25 protein-coding genes are annotated in these 23890 nt (G+C 42.0%); 14 read left to right on the forward strand and 11 right to left on the reverse strand.

Translation table 11 applies throughout. The features are described 5' to 3' along the window. The first annotated feature begins 16 nt into the window (after positions 1 to 16). Complete coding sequence (locus NSS76_RS03630; RefSeq protein ID WP_311165088.1) at positions 17 to 1342, forward strand: 6-phospho-alpha-glucosidase; 1326 nt, start codon at positions 17 to 19, stop codon at positions 1340 to 1342. Between the two features lie 104 nt (positions 1343 to 1446). Here the strand turns inward: NSS76_RS03630 and NSS76_RS03635 are convergent, their stop codons facing one another. Continuing rightward, entirely contained in the window at positions 1447 to 1818 is a 372-nt protein-coding gene (locus NSS76_RS03635) for a hypothetical protein (protein WP_024426669.1), read from the reverse strand. Between the two features lie 184 nt (positions 1819 to 2002). Here NSS76_RS03635 and NSS76_RS03640 point away from each other — a divergent pair, with 184 nt between their 5' ends. Next, the gene (locus NSS76_RS03640; RefSeq protein WP_024426668.1) at positions 2003 to 2440 is read left to right on the forward strand and encodes an Rrf2 family transcriptional regulator; all 438 of its coding nucleotides are present in this window, start codon (positions 2003 to 2005) and stop codon (positions 2438 to 2440) included. A gap of 65 nt (positions 2441 to 2505) precedes the next feature. Further along, entirely contained in the window at positions 2506 to 3417 is a 912-nt protein-coding gene (locus NSS76_RS03645; RefSeq protein ID WP_024424562.1) for an NAD(P)/FAD-dependent oxidoreductase, read from the forward strand. A gap of 10 nt (positions 3418 to 3427) precedes the next feature. On the opposite strand, the gene NSS76_RS03650 is transcribed toward NSS76_RS03645, so the two are convergent. Beyond that, a complete protein-coding gene (locus NSS76_RS03650; RefSeq protein ID WP_103132301.1) occupies positions 3428 to 3634 on the reverse strand; it encodes a hypothetical protein in 207 nt (68 codons plus the stop codon). A 114-nt stretch (positions 3635 to 3748) separates the two neighbouring features. Here NSS76_RS03650 and NSS76_RS03655 point away from each other — a divergent pair, with 114 nt between their 5' ends. Continuing rightward, positions 3749 to 4396, forward strand: coding sequence for a DUF3885 domain-containing protein (locus NSS76_RS03655; protein WP_198457218.1), 648 nt, complete (start codon positions 3749 to 3751; stop codon positions 4394 to 4396). A 33-nt stretch (positions 4397 to 4429) separates the two neighbouring features. On the opposite strand, the gene NSS76_RS03660 is transcribed toward NSS76_RS03655, so the two are convergent. Next, entirely contained in the window at positions 4430 to 5758 is a 1329-nt protein-coding gene (locus NSS76_RS03660; RefSeq protein ID WP_024424565.1) for a 6-phospho-beta-glucosidase, read from the reverse strand. 199 nt (positions 5759 to 5957) lie between these two features. Here NSS76_RS03660 and NSS76_RS03665 point away from each other — a divergent pair, with 199 nt between their 5' ends. Continuing rightward, on the forward strand, positions 5958 to 6689 hold the full coding sequence (locus tag NSS76_RS03665) for a MurR/RpiR family transcriptional regulator (protein ID WP_024424566.1): 732 nt from the start codon (positions 5958 to 5960) through the stop codon (positions 6687 to 6689). 17 nt (positions 6690 to 6706) lie between these two features. On the opposite strand, the gene NSS76_RS03670 is transcribed toward NSS76_RS03665, so the two are convergent. Further along, the gene (locus NSS76_RS03670) at positions 6707 to 7906 is read right to left on the reverse strand and encodes an MFS transporter (RefSeq protein WP_197172123.1); all 1200 of its coding nucleotides are present in this window, start codon (positions 7904 to 7906) and stop codon (positions 6707 to 6709) included. A 145-nt stretch (positions 7907 to 8051) separates the two neighbouring features. Between NSS76_RS03670 and NSS76_RS03675 the strand changes: the two genes are divergently transcribed. Beyond that, positions 8052 to 8531, forward strand: a complete 480-nt coding sequence (locus NSS76_RS03675) for an aminoacyl-tRNA deacylase (RefSeq protein ID WP_024424568.1) — start codon at positions 8052 to 8054, stop codon at positions 8529 to 8531. A gap of 36 nt (positions 8532 to 8567) precedes the next feature. Here the strand turns inward: NSS76_RS03675 and NSS76_RS03680 are convergent, their stop codons facing one another. Next, complete coding sequence (locus tag NSS76_RS03680) at positions 8568 to 9476, reverse strand: LysR family transcriptional regulator (protein ID WP_024424569.1); 909 nt, start codon at positions 9474 to 9476, stop codon at positions 8568 to 8570. 103 nt (positions 9477 to 9579) lie between these two features. Between NSS76_RS03680 and NSS76_RS03685 the strand changes: the two genes are divergently transcribed. Further along, positions 9580 to 10782, forward strand: a complete 1203-nt coding sequence (locus NSS76_RS03685; protein WP_212052791.1) for an MFS transporter — start codon at positions 9580 to 9582, stop codon at positions 10780 to 10782. Positions 10783 to 10845: 63 nt separating this feature from the next. On the opposite strand, the gene NSS76_RS03690 is transcribed toward NSS76_RS03685, so the two are convergent. Next, positions 10846 to 11925, reverse strand: coding sequence for a DUF3900 domain-containing protein (locus NSS76_RS03690; RefSeq protein ID WP_073204207.1), 1080 nt, complete (start codon positions 11923 to 11925; stop codon positions 10846 to 10848). 198 nt (positions 11926 to 12123) lie between these two features. After that, positions 12124 to 12273, reverse strand: a complete 150-nt coding sequence (locus tag NSS76_RS03695; RefSeq protein WP_073204211.1) for a DUF1540 domain-containing protein — start codon at positions 12271 to 12273, stop codon at positions 12124 to 12126. A gap of 356 nt (positions 12274 to 12629) precedes the next feature. Between NSS76_RS03695 and rfbF the strand changes: the two genes are divergently transcribed. From rfbF to NSS76_RS03720, 5 genes are read left to right on the forward strand one after another with little or no spacing between them, the layout of a single operon-like run. After that, positions 12630 to 13394 carry a glucose-1-phosphate cytidylyltransferase gene (gene rfbF / locus NSS76_RS03700; RefSeq protein WP_024424573.1) on the forward strand — a complete coding sequence of 255 codons (765 nt, stop codon included), beginning with the start codon at positions 12630 to 12632 and terminating at the stop codon, positions 13392 to 13394. Positions 13395 to 13398: 4 nt separating this feature from the next. Next, positions 13399 to 14370 (forward strand): GDP-mannose 4,6-dehydratase, encoded by a 972-nt coding sequence (locus NSS76_RS03705; RefSeq protein WP_025092661.1) that lies wholly within the window; start codon positions 13399 to 13401, stop codon positions 14368 to 14370. A 12-nt stretch (positions 14371 to 14382) separates the two neighbouring features. Then, positions 14383 to 15294 (forward strand): putative nucleotide-diphospho-sugar transferase, encoded by a 912-nt coding sequence (locus tag NSS76_RS03710; protein ID WP_024426658.1) that lies wholly within the window; start codon positions 14383 to 14385, stop codon positions 15292 to 15294. Further along, positions 15291 to 16481, forward strand: coding sequence for a glycosyltransferase family 2 protein (locus NSS76_RS03715; protein WP_024424576.1), 1191 nt, complete (start codon positions 15291 to 15293; stop codon positions 16479 to 16481). Before NSS76_RS03710 ends, NSS76_RS03715 begins: the two co-directional genes overlap by 4 nt. Next, positions 16482 to 17411: a putative nucleotide-diphospho-sugar transferase gene (locus tag NSS76_RS03720; RefSeq protein WP_024424577.1), complete on the forward strand. Its 930-nt coding sequence runs from the start codon at positions 16482 to 16484 to the stop codon at positions 17409 to 17411. 233 nt (positions 17412 to 17644) lie between these two features. On the opposite strand, the gene NSS76_RS03725 is transcribed toward NSS76_RS03720, so the two are convergent. Both NSS76_RS03725 and pbp4 read right to left on the reverse strand, forming a co-directional pair. Continuing rightward, positions 17645 to 18883, reverse strand: coding sequence for an MFS transporter (locus NSS76_RS03725; RefSeq protein ID WP_341080837.1), 1239 nt, complete (start codon positions 18881 to 18883; stop codon positions 17645 to 17647). A 147-nt stretch (positions 18884 to 19030) separates the two neighbouring features. Beyond that, positions 19031 to 21070: a penicillin-binding protein PBP4(5) gene (gene pbp4, locus NSS76_RS03730; protein WP_341080840.1), complete on the reverse strand. Its 2040-nt coding sequence runs from the start codon at positions 21068 to 21070 to the stop codon at positions 19031 to 19033. A gap of 257 nt (positions 21071 to 21327) precedes the next feature. Between pbp4 and NSS76_RS03735 the strand changes: the two genes are divergently transcribed. Continuing rightward, positions 21328 to 22743: an SLC13 family permease gene (locus NSS76_RS03735; protein WP_172881029.1), complete on the forward strand. Its 1416-nt coding sequence runs from the start codon at positions 21328 to 21330 to the stop codon at positions 22741 to 22743. 5 nt (positions 22744 to 22748) lie between these two features. Here NSS76_RS03735 and NSS76_RS03740 read toward each other — a convergent pair whose 3' ends face one another. Continuing rightward, complete coding sequence (locus NSS76_RS03740; RefSeq protein WP_103132308.1) at positions 22749 to 23105, reverse strand: hypothetical protein; 357 nt, start codon at positions 23103 to 23105, stop codon at positions 22749 to 22751. Between the two features lie 83 nt (positions 23106 to 23188). Between NSS76_RS03740 and NSS76_RS03745 the strand changes: the two genes are divergently transcribed. Then, positions 23189 to 23416 carry a hypothetical protein gene (locus NSS76_RS03745; protein WP_039177063.1) on the forward strand — a complete coding sequence of 76 codons (228 nt, stop codon included), beginning with the start codon at positions 23189 to 23191 and terminating at the stop codon, positions 23414 to 23416. Here the strand turns inward: NSS76_RS03745 and NSS76_RS03750 are convergent. Next, complete coding sequence (locus NSS76_RS03750) at positions 23397 to 23876, reverse strand: Hsp20/alpha crystallin family protein (protein ID WP_024424582.1); 480 nt, start codon at positions 23874 to 23876, stop codon at positions 23397 to 23399. The two genes, NSS76_RS03745 and NSS76_RS03750, sit on opposite strands and share 20 nt — an antisense overlap. Positions 23877 to 23890: the final 14 nt, after the last annotated feature.

Below are 23890 nucleotides of genomic sequence, written 5' to 3' on the forward strand. Positions count from 1 at the left end.
AAAGGAGCTGGATATGATGAAAAAATTTAATATTACCATCGCTGGAGGCGGAAGTACATTTACACCCGGAATCATTTTGATGCTGTTAGACTATCTAGATGAGTTCCCAATTCATACAATTAAACTCTATGATAATGATGAAGCTAGACAAAAGACGATTGCAGATGCATGTGAGATTATGTTAAAAGAACGAGCACCAGAAGTGCGATTACTGGCAAGCACAGACCCAGAAGAAGCCTTTACTCAAGTCGACTTTGTGATGGCACATATTCGTGTCGGGAAATATGCAATGCGAGAATTAGATGAGAAAATTCCATTGAAGCATGGAGTCGTCGGACAGGAAACATGCGGACCAGGCGGAATAGCTTACGGAATGCGGTCCATTCCAGGTGTATTAGAACTTGTCGATTATATGGAAAAATACTCACCTGAAGCTTGGATGTTAAACTATTCGAACCCTGCAGCGATAGTAGCAGAGGCAACACGTAAGCTAAGACCGAATGCCAAAATTTTAAACATATGCGATATGCCAATTGGCATTGAAGAATTAATTGCAAAAAATTTAGGCTTATCTTCGCGGAAAGAACTAGAAGTCGATTACTATGGTTTGAATCATTTTGGCTGGTGGACAGATATTCGAGATAAAGCAGGAAATAGCTTAATGCCTGAGGTAATTAAGCATGTAAGCCAGCATGGTTATGCAACAGATGGAACATCTGAGTTAGAACAGCAGAAGAGCTGGAACAGCACATTAAAAAAGGCCAAAGATATTCAAGCGCTTGATCCAAAAACGGTACCGAATACGTATTTGAAATACTATCTATTTCCAGATGAAGAAGTGGCACATTCAAACATAGCGTTCACGCGTGCCAATGAAGTGATGGAGGGGCGGGAAGCTTTTGTTTTTAGTGAATGTCAGGCCATCATTGATAAAGGAACTGCAAAGGAAACAAAGCTGACCATTGATGAGCACGCTTCTTATATCGTTGATTTGGCACGAGCCATTGCTTTTAATAAAAAGGAACGGATGCTGATGATCGTAGAGAACAATGGCGCTATTAGGAACTTTGATCCAACAGCCATGGTCGAAATTCCTTGTATTGTTGGCAGCAATGGTCCAGAAAAATTAGTAGTTGGAGAGATTCCTAGATTTCAAAAAAGTCTTATGGAGCAGCAAGTTGGCGTAGAAAAACTAGTAGTAGAAGCATTTGAAGAAGGGTCCTATCAAAAATTATGGCAGGCCATCACATTATCGAAAACGGTGCCGAGTGCTAAAGTAGCAAAAGATATTTTAGACGACTTAATTGTGGCAAATCAAGCATTTTGGCCAGAGTTAACATAACACGAGAATAAGCAATATGGGCGTGACAGCGCTCATATTGCTTATTTGTTTTTTCAACCGATGTATTGTAAAAAGCCTCCTTACCAAAAGGGGGCCGCCATTCCTTACTCTGCGCTCTCCTCAACCTCACGGCTATCCTCTGTTTCACCAATATAAATAGGGCCGTTTGCGTGGTCGATTCGGATTGGCCATTCGTATGGAATTTGAAGACGTCTAGCAATGGCTCTCCAGAATTTTGTGGAATCCATTTCGAATTCTTGAAAGTCTTTTAATAAGTCTTTGTAAGACGAGCCATCGAATTGAATGAACATATCTTGAAGACGCATGAACGCGACATGTCTCACTTCAAGTGCTGCTGCGGCATCCATTTCTTCTTCTGTTGCTTCTCCGATGATTGTACCTGCGGGCGGAAGCATGTCGTATACGTTAAATTCCTCTTCTTCTTCGTGTGCTGCATTGTGCTGTTGATCTGACATTTTTCTTCACTCCTTCTAGTTCTCAATCAAAACTTTATTTCGTGCTTACTTCTATTATCGGAAGGAAATGTGAAATGTGGAATGAAAAGTGGAGCAGATTCACAACTCTTGCTTTTTTCTCTTGAATCATCTATGATCAATTACAGATATAAAAGGTCTATAATAGATAGAAAGGAGTTTCCTCATGAAATATTCTAAAGCAACCAACTATGCGCTGCATACGATGGTGTTTTTAACTCTTGCACCAAAGGGTAAAGCGATTGGTGTTGAGCCTCTTGCTAAGATACAAGATCTTTCACCAACCTATTTATCCAAAATTTTAACAAAGCTTGTGAAGGCGGGATTGATTGAATCAACACCTGGTGCAAAGGGAGGTTATACCCTTATCAAACGAAAGGAAGACATTTCTTTTTTAGATGTCATTCAGGCTGTAGAAGGACAAACGAATTTATTTCGCTGCTCCTTAGAGCATGACTCCTTTATGCCTCATGATGGCTGTTTGATTGAACAAGTTATGCAGGATGTTGAAACGAAAATGCAGGAGACATTAAGTCAAAAACGGTTAATTGATATTGCGAGCCAAATTGAACAGACAGAAAAAAATCCATTTTTCAACATGTGATTTTTTTGAACTAATTATAGATATTAAGAGTCTTTAAAATCTTGAATAGAAAAGGAGAGATTGATATGTTATTAGATTGTGCCATTATCGGAGGCGGGCCAGCTGGATTAAGTGCAGCACTTGTTGTAGGGAGAGGCAGAAAGCAAGTCATTGTATTTGATGATGAGCTGCCAAGAAATCGAGTGACGCAGGAATCACATGGATTTATTACAAACGATGGAATGACACCGTTTGAGATCAGACGAGCGGGAGAGGCAGATCTTCAAAAATACCCTAATATCAAAATCAAACGAAGTCGAATTGTTGATATACAAAAGAAAGAGGAAAGATTTACGTTACTAACACACGAGGGGGATACATTCAAAGCGAAAAAAATCATTTTGGCAACAGGTCTTCAGGATATACTGCCAGAGATTGAAGGAATTCATGATGTGTACGGAAAAACGTTGTTTAGCTGTCCTTTCTGTGATGGATGGGAATTAAAGGACAAAGCACTTGCCCTCATTGCAGAGAATCAGCGAGCCTTGCATATGGCTAAGCTTCTTTCCAATTGGACAAAGGATTTGATCGTGTTTACGAATGGGCACGTGTTGGCTGAAGAGGACAAGGTACTTCTGACGGCACATTCTATTCAAGTCATTGATGTGCCAATTGTGTCGATTGATCAAGACAATGGGCAGCTGCGCTCTCTCCAGCTTGCAAATGGGGAGACAGTGAAAAGGGAAGGCGGTTTTGTCGCAAGTGAATTCAAGCAGTCAGCCCCATTTGCCGAAAAGCTTGGCTGTCAAATGACGAAGAATACGGGTATCGAAACAGATATCCTTGGACGTACAACCGTCAGTGGTGTCTTTGCATGTGGTGATAATCTAGGCGGTCCTGCTCAGTTAGTTCTCGCAGCAGCTGCTGGAAGCCAGGCAGGAATGGGTGTCATTCATGAACTTGTTCAAGAAGAGTTTCAGGAAAAAACATCTCTATGAAAAGAGATGTTCAGCGATGAACGGTTTTCCGTTTTGCTAAGACGTGAGCTGTCCATTCAAAAAGTGCGTAGATGACAAAGAAGATCAGGATCCAGCTGCTGGCATCGACCCATACATTGGTGATCTGAATGACGTTCGCCTGATCAAGTCCAGCCTGTATCCACATGGTGATCAGTGCTGTAAGGAACACTTGTAAAAACCATTTTGATGTTTTCAATTGACCACACCTCCATCTCTTTCTATCATATAAGAAATGACAGTTTATTTCCAATTTGTTTTCCTATATGTTTCAACGGTAAAATGAAAAATAAAACGAGTGAAAGGAAAGCAAATGAGTGATCAAACCAATAGATTTTTAAAAAATCATTTTCCTCATCTTATCCTCACGCCGCCTCTTTTTTATGAGTGGCCTATTGGGCTTCGGTTTGAAGTGGCAGATTGGTCATTAGGAAAAGAATCGATTGTATTAGAAAAAGCGGGAGATCGTGCTTTAGAGATTGTGAAATATGTTTTTGATCCAGAAGACGACATACTGTTTGTAACGGATGTGTATACAGAACATGAACATGAATTAACGAAGCGAAAGCTCCTGATTTATCAAAAATATGTGCATCGGCAAGTAAGGAACAGATTGCGCCACGAGCTTTTGACTTATGTACGTCCAGAAATAGAAGATTCACTGACATTAGAGAGATTTACACTCAAATGTGAGCTGCAAGACATTCGATTGCCTCCGCTTCTCCATGCGATGTGCCAGGAGGACTTCTATACGCCGAATCAAATCTTAAAGGGAAAACTAGGGTATGAAATTTACCTAATGAATCTCTCAAAAAAAATGATTTTTCACTTATATGATGATCGAGGCTGTGATCTCATTGCGGCAGATGCTGAGCGTCTACGCCCAGTCTATGAAGGCTTACAGCACTGGCTATTAGACTATGATCGTCCTAAGATGGACCGGCTGTTTGCAGCCAAATAAAAAAACCGCACTTTCGACAAGTGCGGCTTCTTTTTATGCTTCTACTTTATTGAAAAACTGTGGCAAATATTCTTTGTGTGCTTCTAGCATTTCATCTAGGATGCTTTTTGCAATGGCATCTGATGGGACAAGCGGGTTGATGGTCATTGCGACAAGAGCTGTGTTGTAATCGCCTGTCACGGCTGCTTCAGCAGCTACACGTTCAAAGGATTTAATTTGAGAAATAAGTCCTTTGACAGCGACCGGCATTTCACCAACAGCGATTGGTTTAGGACCGTCTTTTGTGATCACACAGTTGAGTTCAACCGCAGAATCATTTGGAATGTCACTAATAGCTCCGTTATTAATGGTGTTTACAGGCTGAATGTCATGCTTGTCGTTATAAATGGATGCAATCAAGTTACAAGCCGCATCACTGTAGTAGGCACCGCCTCGTTTTTCAAGCTGTGGCGGCTTGATGTCGAGATCAGGGTCTTTGTAAAGCTCGAACAAATCATTTTCTAATGCGCGAACGACTTCAGCACGAGTTCCCTCATTTGCTGCTGCTTTCTTTTCCTCAGCCAGCATATCACTTGTTTTGTAGTAGTAACGGTGATACGGACAAGGAATGACGCCAAGCCCTTTTAAGAAATCAGCATCCCACGGAATCGCTTGAATGTTGTTCATCGACATGCTGGAGTTTGGATCAGCCATGTCTTCAATGACTTGATCCATGATGCTTTTACCATCTAAGAATACATTGAGTCCAAAGACCATATGGTTTAATCCAGCAAAGCTGACTTCGACTCTGCTTGCGTCGACACCAAGCCCTTTGGCGATTCCCATGCGAATGCCGATCGGCACGTTACATAAACCAACGACTTTACGATGGTTTGAATAACGAAGAACGGCTTCAGTGACCATACCAGCTGGATTTGTGAAATTCACAAGCCATGCATTCGGGCAAAGCTCTTCAATATCTTTGACAATATCAAGAATGACAGGAATGGTGCGAAGTCCTTTGAATAGACCTCCTGGACCATTTGTTTCTTGGCCAATGACATCATATTTTAAAGGAATGCGTTCATCCTTCATACGTGCTTCAAGAAGTCCGACACGGAATTGTGTTGTGACAAAATCAGCATCTACAAGTGCTTTCCTGCGATCTAATGTTAAATGAACCTCGATTGGAAGCCCTGCTTTTTTGACCATGCGTTTTGCAAGATTTCCGACGATCTCAAGCTTTTCTTTTCCCGCTTCAATATCAACGAGCCACAGCTCGCTAATCGGAAATTCATCGTATCGTTTAATAAATCCTTCTACAAGCTCTGGTGTATAGCTTGATCCTCCGCCAATTGTGACAACCTTTAATCCTTTTGCCATGTTCTGCACCTCCGAATAATGTAACGCGCAATGTTATAATAGAGAAAAGTCTTTTTTCTTGTTTGTACATCTATAGCTTATCGTGAGAGCATCATGTGCGTAAATGACTTCAGCGTCTTTAGGCAAGGGTGCCCTATTTAGAGATTTGTTACATAAAAGAAACACATTGTGACATGTAGTTGGAGAAAGGGGAAGTCAGATGTTTTCAAGTGAGGTCATTTCCAGCTTTAATGAACTAGAAAGCGCTTTATACCGATATATCATGGAAAACAGTGAAAAGGTCGTGTACATGAGAATTCGAGATCTTGCAGATGCTGCACATATTTCCACCTCGTCTGTCCTTCGCTTTTGCCGAAAAGTAAATTGTGAAGGCTTTTCAGAGTTTAAAGTGAAGCTCAAAATGTATTTAGAATCAGAGCAGACACCTTCTTTAAAAAGCACACAGCACTTTCTATATGAATTTATTGAACGAACATTGAAGGGAGACTTTGAGGGGAAAATTAAGGAGGCCGCGAAGCTCATAGCTGAGGCAAAAAATGTGCTGTTTATCGGAACTGGAAGTTCTGGCATTTTGGCGCAGTATGGGGCGAGGTACTTTTCCAGTCTTGAGAAATTTTCATTTTACATCAACGATCCGTTTTTCCCGATGAATATGCAGTATTTAGACAATAGTGTCACCATTGTGCTGTCTGTATCAGGGGAGAACAGTATTACGATTGATCATATTTCGAAGTTAAAAAGAGAAGGCAGCAAGATCATTAGTATTACGAATAACCAGCACTGCACGATTTCGCGCATTTCAGATTTAAATATTGCCTACTACGTCACAGATGAGCGGGTCCACAGAGCGAATATCACCACACAGACGCCAGTTGTGTATATTTTAGAAGCAATGGCCCGTGACATGTTTGCGATGTTAAAAGAAAAGTAAAAGAGCCGCTGCATACATCAGCTGCTCTCTTTTTTCTGCTTCATAAAAGCAAGGATGGCAATGCCGGAACAGACGAGCACAAACAGACCGCCCAGCAAATACACAGACCTCGCCCCGTATGCATCTGCAATCAATCCAACAAAGAAAATAGATAAACCGACCGATACTGAAGAAAGGACGTAGTGAGCCGAATACACCTTTGATAAGTCATGTACTGGCGTTTCCGTTTGAAGAATGGTTTGCTGCGAAACATCTCGGATTTGGTAGGCAGGCCCCATCAAAATACAAAGCACCAAAGCAAGCCACGGCAGGCTGTTCAGTGAATAGACAATGGTCAGCACTGCATAAATGAATGAACCAGCTGCCATATAGAGGAGAAGCTGTTTTTGAATAAACTGACTCATCCATGCAGCTAAGAGCCCGCCTATGATGGCACCTGTATAATAAGCGGCATTGATAAATCCCCACCATTCCTCACCTTGCTTTAAATCATGGCTGACAAAGGCAAGCGTAATCGCCCCGATCCACACAGCACCCGCAATATTTTCACAAACATCCATAAATGTCAGGGTGCGCACCGTTTTATTTCTCCAAATGATCGTCCAACCATCTTTGAAGCTGTTCATCTTATTTGTTTTTCGAACCGTCTCTTCTTGCTTGAGAAGAGGAAAGACAGGGATGAATAATAGATAAGACAATACAATCATGACACAAGTAATCCACATTAAATAAAATGGACCGATCAACAGGACGAGCATTCCAGTGAACGAATAGCCGGCGATTTGAACCATTTGATGAAAAATCGAGGCCGTACTGTTCGCTTTCACAAGCTGATTTGCTGGCACAAGCATCGGCATGATGGCCTGTAACAACGGACTGATGAACCCGCCTGTGAGGGAAATCAAAATAAGCGCACTAAACAACCAGACCATATGCTGCTGAAAGAAGTGAAATTGGGCTGTAAACATGATGAGCATCCCAAGACGTAAAAGCGGGACCCATTTCAATAGGCGGCCAGCTTGAAAATAATCAGTTAAAACAGGAGAGAATAGCCCAGCCAATAGCTGGCATATCGTTCTGATCAGCGGAAAGACAGCCGCATAGGCAACAGATTGTGTATCTTGATAAATGACAAACGTGATCGTCATCACAAATAAAATATCACTCAGCATGAGAAGGCTTTTACTGCTTGTATAACACCAAAACTTGTTTCCCATATTAAACCGGCTCCTTTTCAAAAACAAGTTCAGTATAGCATGGTGATGGTGTGTCCAGAGGCTTTTCATTGAAAAATACATCTTAAGGATGAGAAGATTGTGATAAGCTAAATGAAGGACATTGTAAGGAAAGGGGTTCAATCGATTGAAAAAATTACCGGCACATGACTTTTTGGACAAACATGGTATCCCTTATGAAATCAAAACATTTTCTGCCGAAACAGAAAAGGGAGCAGCAAATGTAGCGGCAGCTCTTGGTTTTCGTGAAAGACAAATGATTAAAACATTGATTTTTGAAACAGGAGAAGGAGAGCAGCTGCTTGTGATGGTTGGCGCTGACCAGCATATTAAGTCAGGGAAACTCAAGAAAGCAGCCGGCTCCCGTAATATTAAAATGGCTTCACCGGAGAAGGTTCTTGAAGTGACGGGCTATCGAATTGGTTCGATTCCGCCGTTTTGCTGGCAGCCAGAAGGATTCCGCACCATTATTGAGGCTTCGTTATTAGAAGAGGAAATATTAGGTGTTGGGGCAGGCGAATGGGGAAATGAAATCCTCATCACCCCAGAACAATTGGTGAAAGCCTCCAAAGCTGTACCGTTTGACATCGTGCAGCCAGCTGAATAGAGAAAAAAAGTGCCTGTTTCAGAAGCAGGCACTTTTTTAATTGGCAGCAGGCGTAGTAAATGGACCGATACCTTTCATTTGCAGGAAGGCATCCACGGTTCTATTTTCTTCAAGATCATTCGCCCGTTTGCACACAACAACCGGTCTGACGATCTCAATGCCTTCAATGTACACGCGCCCAATTTCTTGCCGCTTGAGACTGCCATGAACCGCATCACGGGGAACAAGTGTGATGCCATATCCAGCTTTGATCATTTGAATCGCTTCATGAACACCGCTGAATTGTAAATCAACGGTCGGTTTTTTGATTCCTTTCGAGGTAAAAAGAGAAAAGAGCTTATCTCTTGTGGAACTGCCTTCTTCACGCATCAAAAAAGGCTCCTGACTCAGGCGCTCCAGCGGGACCGTTTTTCCGTTCAACGGATGGTCAGCCGGCACAATAAAATCATAGCTTAAATTCGTTAAATGAGAAGTGAGGATCTCCTCATGGTGCAGATCCTCGATCACAGCGATGGCCACATCTGATTCATATTGAAGCAGGCTCTCTAAAACTTGAGCGGAGTTTCCGCTTTTTAATTCAATTTCTGTCTGTGGTGAAGATGTTTTAAAAGCAGCAAGCCAATCTGGCAGTAAAAAGTTGAGTGGTACATAGGTAGAAGCGATGCGGAGCCGCCCCTTTTTTCCGTTTTGTAAAAGTGTGATCTGATATTCTACTTCTTTTTCAGCCTCGAACACTTGCCGGGCATAAGGGTATAGAATTTTTCCCATTTCCGTAAGTGTAATGCCTCTGCCATTTCGTTTAAAAAGACGGAAACCGATCTCACTTTCAATGCTTCTAAGCTGAGCCGTCACAGCTGGCTGTGTCAAAGATAGCACGTCTGCTGTTTGTGTAACGCTTTTTGTCTCTGCGACCTTTGCAAAAATCCGAAGGGCATGTAAATTCAACTTTGCACCACCTATTAATTATTTTGATGGTTTAATCAAAAACATTCATTAGATTTATTATAAGGCATCCCTTATTGTAAAGATAGCGAAGGGGGAAGGAAAAATGGATCATCGTCAAAAGCAAGTGGTGTCAATATCGCTTATCACAGCATTTGCACTGATTGGGGATTCAATGCTTTATATTGTTCTTCCGATCTATTGGAAAGAGGTTGGTTTATCATCTATTTGGGAGGTCGGGCTGCTGCTGTCCATTAACCGATTCATCCGCATCCCGCTAACACCTGTCGTTTGGTGGCTTTATCGGTTTGTCCCAATGAAGACTGGTGTATTGATCGCTATTTTGATTGCATCAGTGACCACGATGTTATATGGTGTGAGCGGTTTTTGGCTCCTGCTGATTTGCCGCTGCGCTTGGGGGCTGGCATGGACGTTATTGCGTATGAGTGGAATGAGATTAATTGCTGAGATGGAGGAAAGCTCTCAAGGGCATTATACGGGCATTTATAATGGACTTTACCGGCTTGGCAGTTTATTCGGCATGTTATGTGGCGGAATATTCGCCAGCCTGATCGGCTTCCAGTTCATGACGCTTGTTTTTGGTTTACTCTCATTACTAGGAATCATTTTTTATGTCTCTTTGGATGAGATTGAAAAGGGAGAAGAGGGGCAGGTGTATCAAGTCATCAAACAGAGGTGGCTTGCACGAGATGTTGTAAAAGTATTAATGACAGGTATGCTGATCGCACTTGTGATCCAAGGGTTATTCGCATCAACCCTCAGTCATGTCATTGAAGCAAGGATCGGTCATGGTGAATTTGCTCTGTTCGGCTTTGTTATCGGAGCTTCGGCTTTAAGTGGAATCATTCAAGCGCTCAGATGGGGGTGGGAACCATTTGTCGCACCGAAAACGGGCAGATGGTTTGATGGGCTTGTAATGAAGGAACGAACGCTTTGCTGGATGTTTCTTTCATTTGGAGGTCTCAGTTTTCTGGCGGTCATGCTGAAGGTAAGCGGCTGGTTTCTTGTGATGCTGCTTTTGATCCAGCTGATGTCAACAATCTTAACGACATTAACGGATACGCTTGCTTTTCAAAAAGCGTCTGCTCAAACAGATAAAAACCGCTTCCTCGCAAGCTATTCCTTTGTTCAAGATATGGGAGCGGCTCTAGGACCCTTGTGCGGATATACGATGATTCAGTTTTTTGGATCAAGCAGCGTCTTTTGGCTGATGCTCATCATAAGCTTATTGCTTGTCAGCATGTGGGCAAGAGGCAGGGAGCTGAATGTTTCTTCTGATCCAGCGTAATAAATCAAGCGTTATACAAAAAAACTGCCTCATGCGCTGAATGCAAGAGGCAGTCGTGTTTTTTTATTCTAGATCTGAATCATAGGCTTTTTTCGTCAGCTGGCTGACCACCTCTTTTAAACCATTTGGTTTATGGAATTCAACAGGTGTGCTTCCTTTTTCGAAGACGATTTGATCAGCTTCAACGAGCACGACATATCGATTGTTGAGCTTTGCAATATGGATTGATTGGCCAAAGTCTGCTAGAAGACCTTTGATTTCCGTTTCGCCTAGACGCATTTTCATTGTGATATCAGGGGTTTGTTCAACAATATGGGAGGCCGCTTGTGTGACCTGTTCTGTATCGAGTGTTTCTCTAATTTCTCGTTTTTCACTCGCTTCCCATATTTCAAGATCCTCTTCAAACTGCTTTAATTCTTCACTTTCATCCTGTAATGTTTCAAAAACCTGTTCCTGTACCATATTCATAACCTGTGATTTCATGATTTCAGGCATGGATTCACCGTATTCGACGAACTTCAAAAAGTCTTCAAAATAACGAGCGTGTGAAGATTGGTGAATTTTCACTTCAGCTTCCTCAGTCATTCCCTCTTCTGGCATAAAGGGGTATTGAATCGATTTCATGTTTTTTGTCGTAATAGCCATTTCGACTTTTCTAATCAAGGTAGATGTATCAGCGATAGAAGCCACTTTTTGTTCGAAATCGCATTTCATAATAAAGACAAAGGAATCATCGAAATACTTTTTAGGAACAGCAGAAGCAACTAAAAAAACGCCGCCTCTGACAGCACTTGTATCTAAATATGTGCGAACAAACTGTTCACTGCATTCATTAAACAATTCTTTTGTATCTGCAAATCTCGTTTGATGAAATAGGTTGTAGTTTGGGTTTGAATCGAGCTCATGACCGGGTTCTACAATAAATCGGCCAATTTTGGTCGGTACTTGTTCAGATTTAGGGTGTCGGTCCACTTTTCGTTTGACGATTTTTTTCAGTTCACCGTCTAAAAAGTCCTTCAGCTCACTTTGTTCAAATTCCTCTTGATCTAGTGTTTGATAATGTTTAAATCGTTTATTTGCTTGTTCATCTTTGCCTTCGATTTCCACGACAAAGAATGATAGAAAACGTATCGTAAAATCCATTGATTGGTCACCACTTTTTCTTCTTCGGATATGTTGAGTATAGAAAAAGGAGTGAAAATCGTCAACGAATGGAGAAATATCGTGTCATTATTTCCCGAGAAATGTTTATTGAAAAACACTTGATAATAATTATCATTCTTGATAGAATGGTAAAAGAAAAGAAGGAACCTGCCAGTTCCTTCATCTCAGAGAAAAATATTATTTTGTTTCAAATGTTTCGCAATCAGTTTCAGCATTGCGAGTCACTTCAGTCATCGTGTTTTTACCGATTTTAATGGTAGAAGCGGTACAGCTGTTTTCAGCCCAAAAACGGCAAGAGTTCACTTCACAAAGAACGTTTTGTGCCAAGGGAATTCACCTCCGTGATTCATATTGAGAATGAAACAAGCTGCCACTTGAATTCATTCAATCTAGTAGTCTCTTTGTAGAAAGAGGCTGTTTGTGCTGGTTATGCACATGTTTATCATACCATCTACCCTGAAAATATACAATTTAAACTTTGGAAGAGCGAGAATATGAATCTCGCTCTTTTTTTATTTGTAAAAATAGTTAAATGCTAGGTGGCACACTCTCTCATTTCGACATATGAATAGAGTAGATTCAAAACCTGATGTCGGACAAAGTATGGGGGTACATGTACTGATTTTCCGCATAAAGATAGGGTTTTTAATCAAAAAATCTTCATAGAGAGATGAGGGGAGAAGATGAAAGCAGTCATTCTCTGCGGAGGAAAGGGAACGAGAATGAGTGAGGTCACACAAGCGCTTCCTAAACCACTTGCTATGATCGGAGATCGGCCTATTCTATGGCATATTATGAAAATCTATCAGTATTACGGTGTAGACGAATTTATCCTATTGCTTGGATATAAAGGAGAGAAGATCAAAGAGTACTTTCTGAACTACGACTGGCAGCATCACAGCATGCAGCTCGATATGGCGACAGGAGAAATGAAGCTTTTAGGGAAAAAGGAGAACTGGAAAATCACCTTTTTAGATACAGGTGAAGATACGATGACAGGCGGACGTTTAAAGCAGGCACAGGATTACATTGGTGATGAGACCTTTATGATGACGTATGGTGATGGACTGGCCAATATCAATATGTTTCATTTGCTGAAACGTCATCAGGATCTTGGAGCAGCTGCGACTGTCACAGGCATTGAAAAGAAGTCCCAGTACGGGACACTGAAGGTGTATAACGGGATGGCACAATCCTTCTCTGAGAAGACAGACAGTATCGGGATGATCAATGGAGGATTTTTTGTGTTGTCTCCAAAGGTATTTGATTATTTGACAGATGATGATCAATGCGTGTTTGAAGCGGAGCCTCTTCAAAACCTGGCGGATGATGGAGAGCTTGCCGTTTATGAGCATCACGGATTTTGGACAGCAATTGATACGTATAAAAACCTGAAGGAAATCAACGACATGTGGACAGATGGAAAACAACCATGGAAGGTTTGGTGACAGCATGAGCGGATTTTGGAATGGAAAGAACGTATTTGTAACTGGATGTACAGGGCTGTTAGGGAGCTATCTCGTTAAGGAATTGATTGATCAAGGGGCAAACGTGACTGGACTTGTGCGTGATCAGGTGCCTCGATCGAATTTATATCAAGGCAGTCAATTTGAAAAAATGAATGTGGTGCAAGGCGCATTAGAGGATATGCAGACGATTGAACGTGCGTTAGGAGAATATGAAATTGACACCGTCTTCCATTTGGCTGCCCAAGCCATTGTTGGGGTCGCAAATAGACATCCTGTTTCTACATTTGAAGCGAATATTTTAGGGACATGGAATGTACTGGAGGCTTGCAGAAGACAGCCGCTGATCAAACGAGTGATCGTGGCATCAAGTGACAAAGCCTACGGTGATCAAGAGCAGCTGCCATACGATGAAGACATGCCGTTAAACGGGAAACATCCGTATGATGTTTCGAAGAGCTGTGCAGATCTCATTTCTCATACGTACTACAACACATATGGTCTTCCAGTTTGTATTACACGCTGCGGTAATTTATATGGAGGCGGAGATTTGAATTTCAACAGAATCATTCCGCAAACCATTCAGCTTGTGTTAGAAGGAAAGGCGCCGGAAATTAGAAGTGACGGGACATTTATTCGTGATTATTTCTACATTGAAGATGCAGTGAAGGCTTATTTACTGCTAGCTGAGAAGATGGAGGAAAAAGGGCTGGCGGGAGAAGCCTTTAACTTTAGTAACGAGATTCAGCTGACAGTGCTAGAGCTTGTGGATAAGATTTTAAAGGCAATGGGAAGTGAACTGAAGCCTCGTATTCTCAACCAAGGAACACATGAAATTAAGCATCAATATTTGTCAGCAGAGAAAGCGAGAAAGCTGCTTGATTGGAAGCCTGATTACTCCATTGATGAAGGCTTAGAGAAGACGATTGAATGGTACCGCGAATTCTTTCAAAAATAGAGGTGTAAAAAGATGAACAGCATATATTGTACGGTTCTTTCAAGTGGAAGACTTTATCAAGCCATTGCGTTTTTCTTATCGTTGAAGCAAGTAGAAGATGATGCTGTCATCAAGACGTTATGCATGGATGATGCTGCATTTGATTTGCTTCATCAAATGAATTTTCCGCATGTGGATCTTGTTCATGTACGGGAGCTCGAAACACCAGAGCTGCTGGAGAAAAAAGAGGAACGGGATGCATCGGAATATTGCTGGACCTTAAAGCCGATTTGGATTGAGTGGTTATTTGAACAGGAGCAGGCAGAGAGCGTGACCTATCTTGATGCGGATTTGTTCTTTTATGAGAGCCCTCAGGTGATTTTTCAACATCAGCCGAATGCTTCTGTTTTAATTTCGAGAGGGGATATTGTCATTCCAAGCTTTGATGCAGAGGAAGTGAAGATGCTTCAGAAGCTTTTAGGACGCTATAACTCAGGCTTTCTGCATTTTAAAGGAGATGAAGCCGGACGAAAATGCCTCAGCTGGTGGAAAGAAGAATGCTTAAAAGAATGTAAAAATGCACCGGGAGAAGGCAAGTTTGGCGATCAAGGATATCTAGATCATATGCCGAGGCTGTTTGACAAAGTAGAAGATATTGAGACAAAAGGCGTGAATATTGGTCATTGGAACTATGGGCAGCATTCTTATCGGGAGGAGAATGGACGTATTCTTCTGGAGGATGGGCACCCGCTCATTTGCTATCATTACAGCGGCTTTCGGATTGTGAGCAAGGATGAGATGCAGCAAATTCATGAAAAAGGACGAAATGACCTGCCGTTCTTCCAAGAAGCCTATCGGCAAGTGCTTCGCCATGTGATTGAATCTGTGGAGCAGGTCGACCCGCTGTTTAACGGCTATGCCAAACGGGAGGAGGATGACGCATGAACGAAAAGCCAAAGGTAAGCGTCATTATTCCAAGCTATAATGCCAAAGAGCGTTTAGAAGGAAGCCTTTTTTCCTTAACGCTTCAGGAAACAGATATTCCATTTGAGGTCATTGTTGCCGATAATGGCTCAACGGATGGCACGATGGAAATGCTCGAGAATATTGAGGTGAACTTCCCATTTAAAAAGGTGCGTATTCCTGTCAATCAAGGGATTGCAAAGGGGCGTAATCATGCCATTCGCGAGGCGGAGGGAGATCTGCTCATTTTTCATGACAGTGATATGCTGGCAGAACCGAGATTTATTCAAAAGCATGCAGAGGCTCATGCTGACAGGGAGGATCTTGTCATTTGCGGTGTGTGCTGGAAGCGGATTTATCGCTATTTTTACAAAGCCTTTGATAAGGATCATATGAAGCGGTTAAAAAAGCAAGGACTGTATAAACGGAAAATGGAGGACAAAACACCTCTTTTATCATTGGAAGAAGTCGAAAATGGTGCATTTTTAGAGAAAAGCTTCGATTTGCAGTCTGAGTTTATTGATATTCTGAAAGACATTTTGGAAACGTACCACTATGATTTAGGTTCTTATGAGCTGCCATGGCGATTTTTTATTACAAATAACTCCTCTGTTAAACGTAAGCATGTCATGGCATTAGGGATGTTTGATGAAAATATCGTTCGGTACGGATTTGAGGATTATGATTTAGGGATTCGATTGAATCAGCTTGGTCTCTCCTTTGAATTGCGAGAGGATATCATGAGTGTGCATCAAGAGCATCCAAGTAATTTAACGTCATTTGATGACATCAAATACAACATTTTGTATATGTGTGAGAAGTATAACAATATTGATTCCATTGATGTCCACTTGGCTTTCTCTGGTCCGTTTTCTCACACTGTGACAAATGATATTGTGAAAGAAGTTCGGCAGCTGCGTGAGAATCCAGCATTTGATGACCTGTTATCCTATTTTTTAGAGCTGCTTCATTTGATCACAGAACGGAATGTAGGCATCAAGCGGGATAAAAAAGATATGCTGACAGCCAAGCATGTTCCGTTGAAAAAGCTGGCAGAAGCGGCGCAGCTTGCACGTGAGGAGTATGGCTGCATGGTGCTTGTAGAAGCCATTCAAGGGCTGACGAAAGAGCTGTTGCGCGTTGATTTGTTCCAAGTGGATGTGTTGTAAATGGCGTCTTATCACTTTACAACCATTGTGTCGAATACCCATGTTTTTAAGCTTTTGGCGCTGATTCATTCGCTTGAACAAAACGCGCATGCCTTCAAGCTGTCCGTTTTATGTGCAGACCCTTTGGCTTATAAGGTATTAAAGGAGTTCCCTCACCCGCATGTTCAATATGAACAGCTTGAGGACATTGAAGATGATACGCTGCGGAAGGCAAAAGAAGATCGAACGTTTCATGAGTATTGCTGGACATTAAAGCCTGCTTTTCTGCTCAACATTCTTGAGTCCTCGGATGCAGATTATCTTGCCCATCTGGATACGGATTTGTATTTTTATCATGATCCGGAGGCGATTTTTGCAGAGAATCCAAGCGCTCATTTATTTTTGACGGATCATATGAATTCCAAGCGGTTCTATCATTTTTATGAGCTGTCTGGCCGCTTTAATACAGGGTTTGTAGGCTGTCGTAACACAGATGTTGCCAAACAGGCAGTCACGCAATGGAAAGAAAATTGTCTTGCCCATTGTACAGTAGAAATGGATACAGAAAAAAAGACATACGGAGATCAGCGGTATGTGGAAAGATGGGTTGATGATTTTGAAGGGGTTCATATCGTTGCATCTAAAGGAGCCAATGCGGCGATTTGGAACATTGAAAACTACAAGCTTTCAGTTGTAAAAGGAGATATGTATCTCGACGAATGTCCACTCTTGTTCTATCATTTTTCTGCCTTTACGATCATTGATGAGAATACCTTTAACCTTAATTGGTATTACTATATGAAAGAACAGAAGCTTGTGGATCATTTGTATATTCCGTATGCCGACTTGGTTCATCAAAAGATTAAACAGGTGCAAAAGGTATTTCCAGAATTTAAGCAAGGATTTATTGCGAAGAAGCATGTTCCTGACACGCATTTTTATGAGAGATGAAAAAACCGCTCATTTATTGAGCGGTTTCAGCGTGTAGACAAACCCTCGCATTCGGTGTCAGTCCTGTGCGCTGGTGCTCACGAATAACATATTCGCTCCGCAAAAGTAGCTGTCCTTCCTAGACTGCAAAGGTTTTCTATCACGCTGAAAAGAAGACAAAGTGCTAAAATACACATCATTTTATCCCTTTGTCAACAATTGAAAAAACCGCTCATTATTGAGCGGTTTTCTTTTTATGATTCATTCCATTTAGAGATGGTTTGGTCGCTAGGAAGTAAGAAGGCTAGGATGCCTAATATCGGTAAAAAGGCAACACCGATCATGGTAGGTGTTAAGCCGAAGGCATCAATGAATGAGCCGAGGGCAACCGATCCGATTGCGCCCATACCAAACGCAAGCCCAACAGTTAAACCAGACATTGTGCCAATTTTCCCGGGAAATAGTTCTTGGGCATAAACCACGGTGACAGAGAAGCTTGATGTCAAAATGAGCCCAATCAGCCCGAGTAAAACATAAGCAAAAACCGGTCCGGCAAATGGCAGCAGCAGGGCAAGCGGGAAGGATGCCAATAAGGAAACTAAAATGACGTTTTTCTTGCCAAAGCGGTCTGCAAGCGGTCCGCCTAAAAATGTCCCAATTGCACCTAGAATGAGAAATAAGAAGATATAAGTCTGTGATTCTTTAATCGTCAAACCGTATTGTTCAATCGCATAAAACGCATAGAAATTCGAAATGGCATTTCCATACCAAGAGCGGGCAAAGATGAGAAAGACGATAATGCCAAGTGCAATGAGTGCTGATTTACGATGAATATCAGATCTGACAGCTTTTGCAGGAGCTTTTTTCGCTTCGGCCCGAATGGTTTGAAGCCTTCTTGCGTACCACCTTGAAATATAAAGAAGGAAACCAACCGCCAACATTCCAACAATCGTAAACCAAGCCACACCTGTCTGACCGAGCGGGACGAGCATTAATGCAGCGATAAGCGGAGCAAAGGCTTGACCTGTATTCCCGCCTACTTGATAGATGGACTGGGCAAGACCTCGTCTTGGACCGGCTGCCATGTTGGCAACACGGGAGCCCTCTGGATGGAAGATCGCAGAGCCGAGTCCGATGAAGACAACGCAAAGCAGAATGGTGGCAAACGACGGAGCAAACGCGAGTCCGAATATACCGACAGCACTTGAAAATAAAGCAATCGGAAGTGCATAAGGCATCGGCCGTTTATCTGTGTACCACCCAATAGCTGGCTGCATCACGGAGGAGACCATATTTAATGTAAAAGCAATCAGCCCTAATTGTGTAAAGGTCAGCCCCATTGAGCGTTCCAAAATAGGGAACATCGCAGGAATAACGGCTTGTAATGTGTCGTTCAGCATATGACAAATACCAATAATCAATAAGATGGGATAAACCGTTGAGCCGGTAACAGAATGTTGAGGTTTATCCTTTGTACGAGCAGCAATGGCCAATGAGACTTCCTCCCTTCATTTATCTGTTTTCTGATTTTTTCATTCTTCTCATTTTATTCATAAGGTGAACTATAAAACAATAGCAAATTGTCATGATTTAGAAAAAAAGAGACACAAGCATTTGATTGAGCTTGTGTCTCTAAAGAGTTATTTGTAAAAAGAAGCAATGACAGGCTTCATTTTTTGAACGACGAGTCCGCTGCCGCCGCGGTTTTTCACCCCTTCGATCATGCCGACGAGGACGTAATCTTCTTTTTTAGGATTAAACGCAAGTAAAAATCCATTTTCAGTGCCGTCTGTTGCACCTTGTTTGCTTTTTAATTCTGCCGTTCCCGTTTTAGCGGCAATATCCGCTCCTTCGATTTGTAAGGAGTGGGCTGTTCCGTTTGGACTGGTCACGACCTTAGTCAATGCGTCTTTCACTGTGTCTGCCGAGCCTTCTTTGATGATTTGTTTTGGTGATGCTGTTTTTTCATCTTGAATCACTCGAGGGTAGACAAGCTTGCCTCCTGTAGCAAATGGAGAATAGGCATGTACTTGTTCAATCGGTGACATGAGTAATTCGCCTTGGCCATACGCCGAGTCAGCCAGTAAGATATCCGATTGAATACCATCGTTCGATACTTGTGCAGGCTTCATTGTAAATGGCATGTGTAAGTCTTCGCCAAACCCAAATGCTTTCACTTTTTTCTCGTAGGTGTCTTTGCCGATTTCGAGTGCCTCCTGTCCAAAATAAATATTGTCTGAGTACACAAGGGCATCGACCATATTTACTTTTTCTTTATCGTGAACACGTGTGATGCGATAATTTCCCCAAGATTGATCCTTTTGCCATTTCAGTCCATGAATGGTACGGACTTTGTCGGGCTTTGTGACACCTGTTTCCAGCCCAATGGCGGCTGTAATGGTTTTGAATGTGGATCCTGGTGCATATCGGCTCGCATATCGAGCTTGGAATGGAAGGTCTGGATTTTCACTGTATGCCTGATATTGCTTAGGTGTAATCCCGTTTGTCATGAGATTGACATCGTAGGAAGGGGTGCTGACAAGCGCTAATAGATCACCTGTTGATGGATTCATGATTGTGACGGCCCCTTTTTCACCTTTCAACTGATCATAGGCTTTTTTCTGTAAAGAAGCATCAATCGTCAGCTTCACTGTTTTTCCATCTTTTCGATCTGATTTTTGTAATGTTTCTTCAATGCCTGTTTCATCATGGACGATGAGAATGCTTCCGCCATCTTGTCCCCGTAAGTTTTTGTCAAATGTGAATTCAAGGCCGGTTTTGCCGATGATTTGATCCGCCTTTAATGCTGGATTTCTTTTGATATCATCCGCATTTGCTTTTCCGACATATCCGGTGAGATGAGCGGCGGCTTTGTTATATGGATAGTAGCGCATTTCCTTCGTTTGATAGGTAACGCCATTTACGTCCTTTGGAATTGGCTTTTGTTTTAACATCGATTTGAGCGGGACAAACGTGTCGTCTGTGACCCATGCTTGTTTCAACTGATTGTTGATTAGTTCTTCCTCTATATCAAAAGCTTTGCTGATCTTTTTGATATTGCGTTCTTTTTCTTCTCCTGTTCCGAGCTTACCTGGGATGATGCCAAGTGCGTTTCCACCAGTTGTTTCTGCGAGCGTACGTCCTTTTCGGTCGACAATGTTTCCGCGGACAGCAGGGTCAGATTTGACCTTGATGGTATCTCCTTTTTCCATTTGCGGGAAGATGAGATTTGGTTTCCAGTCCACTTTCCACTTGTCATCTTCTTCGGAAAGAACGCCCTTGTAAGACAGCTTGTGCAGCTTGCCAAGAGACGTTTTCATCGTTACATCATAGGAAAATTGATACCCATTTCCTTTGTCCTGTTTTTCAACGTTGAGCTTTGATATGTTCAGGTCATAAGCACCAATACCGTTGAAAATATTGTCGTATTTTTCGGCTAGTTGTTTTTTTGAAAAGTCATTGGCTTTCAAAGATGCACTTGTCACCTCATCTGCCAGCTTCGTAAAGTCTTTCTTCTCCATATGTTTCGTAAAGCTTTGAGCGGCTTTTAAAGCCTCTTTTTCTTTTGAGAAAAGAGTATCTTTTAAGAAAAAGAAAGCAGCAGCAACGACGATGATGCTAAGGAGAGGGATGATGACTTTTTTCTGTTTCCAAAATGATTTTTTTTGATCCGTATACAATGAAAACACCTCAATTTTTTGATTAGATCCTCTATATTTTACAGTGATTGGTCGTGATTTGTATAGTTTCTCCTATGAAAATAGACCAAGGGATCATGTCATGGTTTGGGTAACGGGAGTAAAATAACAGCTATTCATCATGAAAGATATCTTCATTTTTTCTTATGATTTAAAGGATTTCTTAAAAGATCATCGAATGTTAGAAAAAATATGACAAGCGCTTTCAATAGGGGGGAATTGTTATCGTTTATAAAAAGGTGAATTTGATTGGACTTGTTCTTGGACCGACACTCTTTTTGCTCGTTCTTTTTCTCATACCTGAAGATGAATTGACCTATGCTGCGAGGGTAGTCTTGGGTATTACGGCTTGGACGGCCACATGGTGGGTGACTGAAGCACTGCCCATTCCTGCTACATCTTTATTGCCCATCATCTTGCTGCCGACACTTGGCGGGCTTTCTATGGAACAGGCATCAAGGTCTTATGGAGATCCGATCGTCTTTATGTACATGGGAGGATTTATGATCGCAATTGCCATTGAAAAATGGAAATTACATAGAAGAATGGCTTTACACATTTTAAGGGTGATTGGCACAAGAAGTGACCGCATTGTCTTAGGTGTCATGATTGCGACTGCATTTTTATCTATGTGGATTTCGAATGCAGCGACAGCACTCATGATGCTGCCAGTGGCCCTTGCAGTGATTAAAGAGGTCAAGACAAATGAAATCTTATCTGGTCCATCTCTTGATCGATTTAGTAAAAGCATTTTATTGTCGGTAGCGTATTCTGCGTCAATTGGAGGTTTGGCGACACTTGTCGGGTCTGTGCCGAATGCGGTGTTTGCTGCGATGTCAAAAAAACTGCTAGATCGAGAGATTATGTTTTTCGAATGGTTTTTGTTTGGTTTTCCTGTTGCGATGATTTTGCTTATTCTCTTATTTTTGTATTTGACGAGGGTACAGTTCAAGGTAGAACACAAAGGTGAAATGAGTGCAGCGTTCATTCAAAAGGGGTTAGAGGATTTAGGAAAAATGAAAAGAGAGGAAAAATGGGTATTTGTTGTTTTTCTCATGACGGCGTTCTTATGGATTTTTAAGCTCTTTTTGTTTGGAGGGGTGACCGTATCTGATACGTCTATCGCCATTTTCGGTGCCATGCTGTTATTTCTCATCCCAGCAACAAATGGAGAGAGAATATTAGAATGGCAGGATATGAAAGAACTGCCGTGGGGGCTTTTGCTTTTGTTTGGAGGAGGGCTTTCGCTCGCTACGGGATTTGCAGAAACCAATCTAACAGGATGGATCGGAGAAAATTTACAGCATTTAAACGGGCTTTCGTATATCATGCTGTTGATTATTTTAACGGGAGCGATTCTGTTTATGACTGAAATTATGTCTAATACGGCTGTCGCCAATATGATTATTCCGATAACGGTAGGGCTTGGTCTTGCGATTGGAATCGAGCCATATGGGTTAATGGCCGCGGCTGCTTTGGCTTCCTCCTGTGCGTTTATGCTGCCGATTTCCACACCGCCAAACGCCGCTGTCTTTAGTGCGGACGTGCTGAAAATATCTGATATGGTCAGGGCGGGTTTTTGGTTAAATATCATCAGTATTGTGGTGATTGTTCTTGCGGTCTATTTCTGGCTGCCGGTCGTGCTGAAAAGCTGAGCGCTTTAAGAAGATGAAGGCTTTGATCGAATCGAGACAACCGGTGTTTTTGTTTCTTTTGGCTTCGGTGTTTGTGCGGATTTTTTGATGCATGTGTCCTTTGGCGTGTAATAGGTTGCCCCAATATTGAGCCTGCCTTGAAGCTGGTCAATAGAAAGCTCCCCAAATTCTAAATGATAATCAATTTTGTCCACGCGCAGGGATTCAATATGGATGTGTGTATCCTCTGAGACAGGAGCAGCTGGTGCAGACATTTTTTGCTCAAGAGCGGCGAGCCTTTTTTCTAGCTCAATGACAGATGGGGATGGATTGGATTCAGTTTTTTTTAAGAGTGATTGAATGAAATGTTTCAAGTAGACCACAACCTTTTCTTCCGCCTTACTCTAGTCTATGGAAAAGCTATCTGATATATACTTATAGAGATGACAAGAAAGGGGAGACGCACATGCTGCCTACTCAGATTCACATTGCTCATATGAAAACGAATTCGATTGGCACAGGATCATCTATGACGTTTGGCTCGACGTTTGTTCGCAATCATTGCAGTACGATCAAACGAAACAATGGCTTTGGGGAACAGAATGCTGATGGCGTGATCACGATCCTGCCAATTGAAACAATTGATGATCGTGATCAAATAGACGCAGTGAGTATCAATATTCGTCATCTATGATGATAGCCGTTGCTTTTCCTTCATCTTTTTGCAGGCGGATGTAAAGTACACCGTCTTTAAAGGCAGCATTCATTTGACCAAGAATCATTTCTGGAAGGCGGATTTTCTTTTCAAACGGCCCATACTTCCCTTGCTTTTGGCGAAAGTCCTGCTCGTTAAAAAAGGAAAAACGCTGTCCTTTCACAACCAAATATTCACCATATGATAACACCTGAACATCTTCCTTTCGGTAGCCAGGCAAGTAAATTAAGTATTGAATTTCTGCATGGGTTTCCACCATGTCGATTGGAGGAAACGACGCATCTGATCCCCGCTGATCCTGCTGTGTGAATGTAAATGGAGATGGACCGTTTGCCATAAAGGGGGATCTTTGCTCATCATCGAAGATCATTTTCCAAAAATCATCTCCATGCATTTGCTGGGCAATATCCATCCACTGCTTCATTTTTTCGAAGTCCATGTGAAGACCTCCCG

This window comes from Bacillus sp. FSL R5-0654 (assembly GCF_038008745.1).
GTDB lineage: Bacteria > Bacillota > Bacilli > Bacillales > Bacillaceae > Bacillus > Bacillus safensis.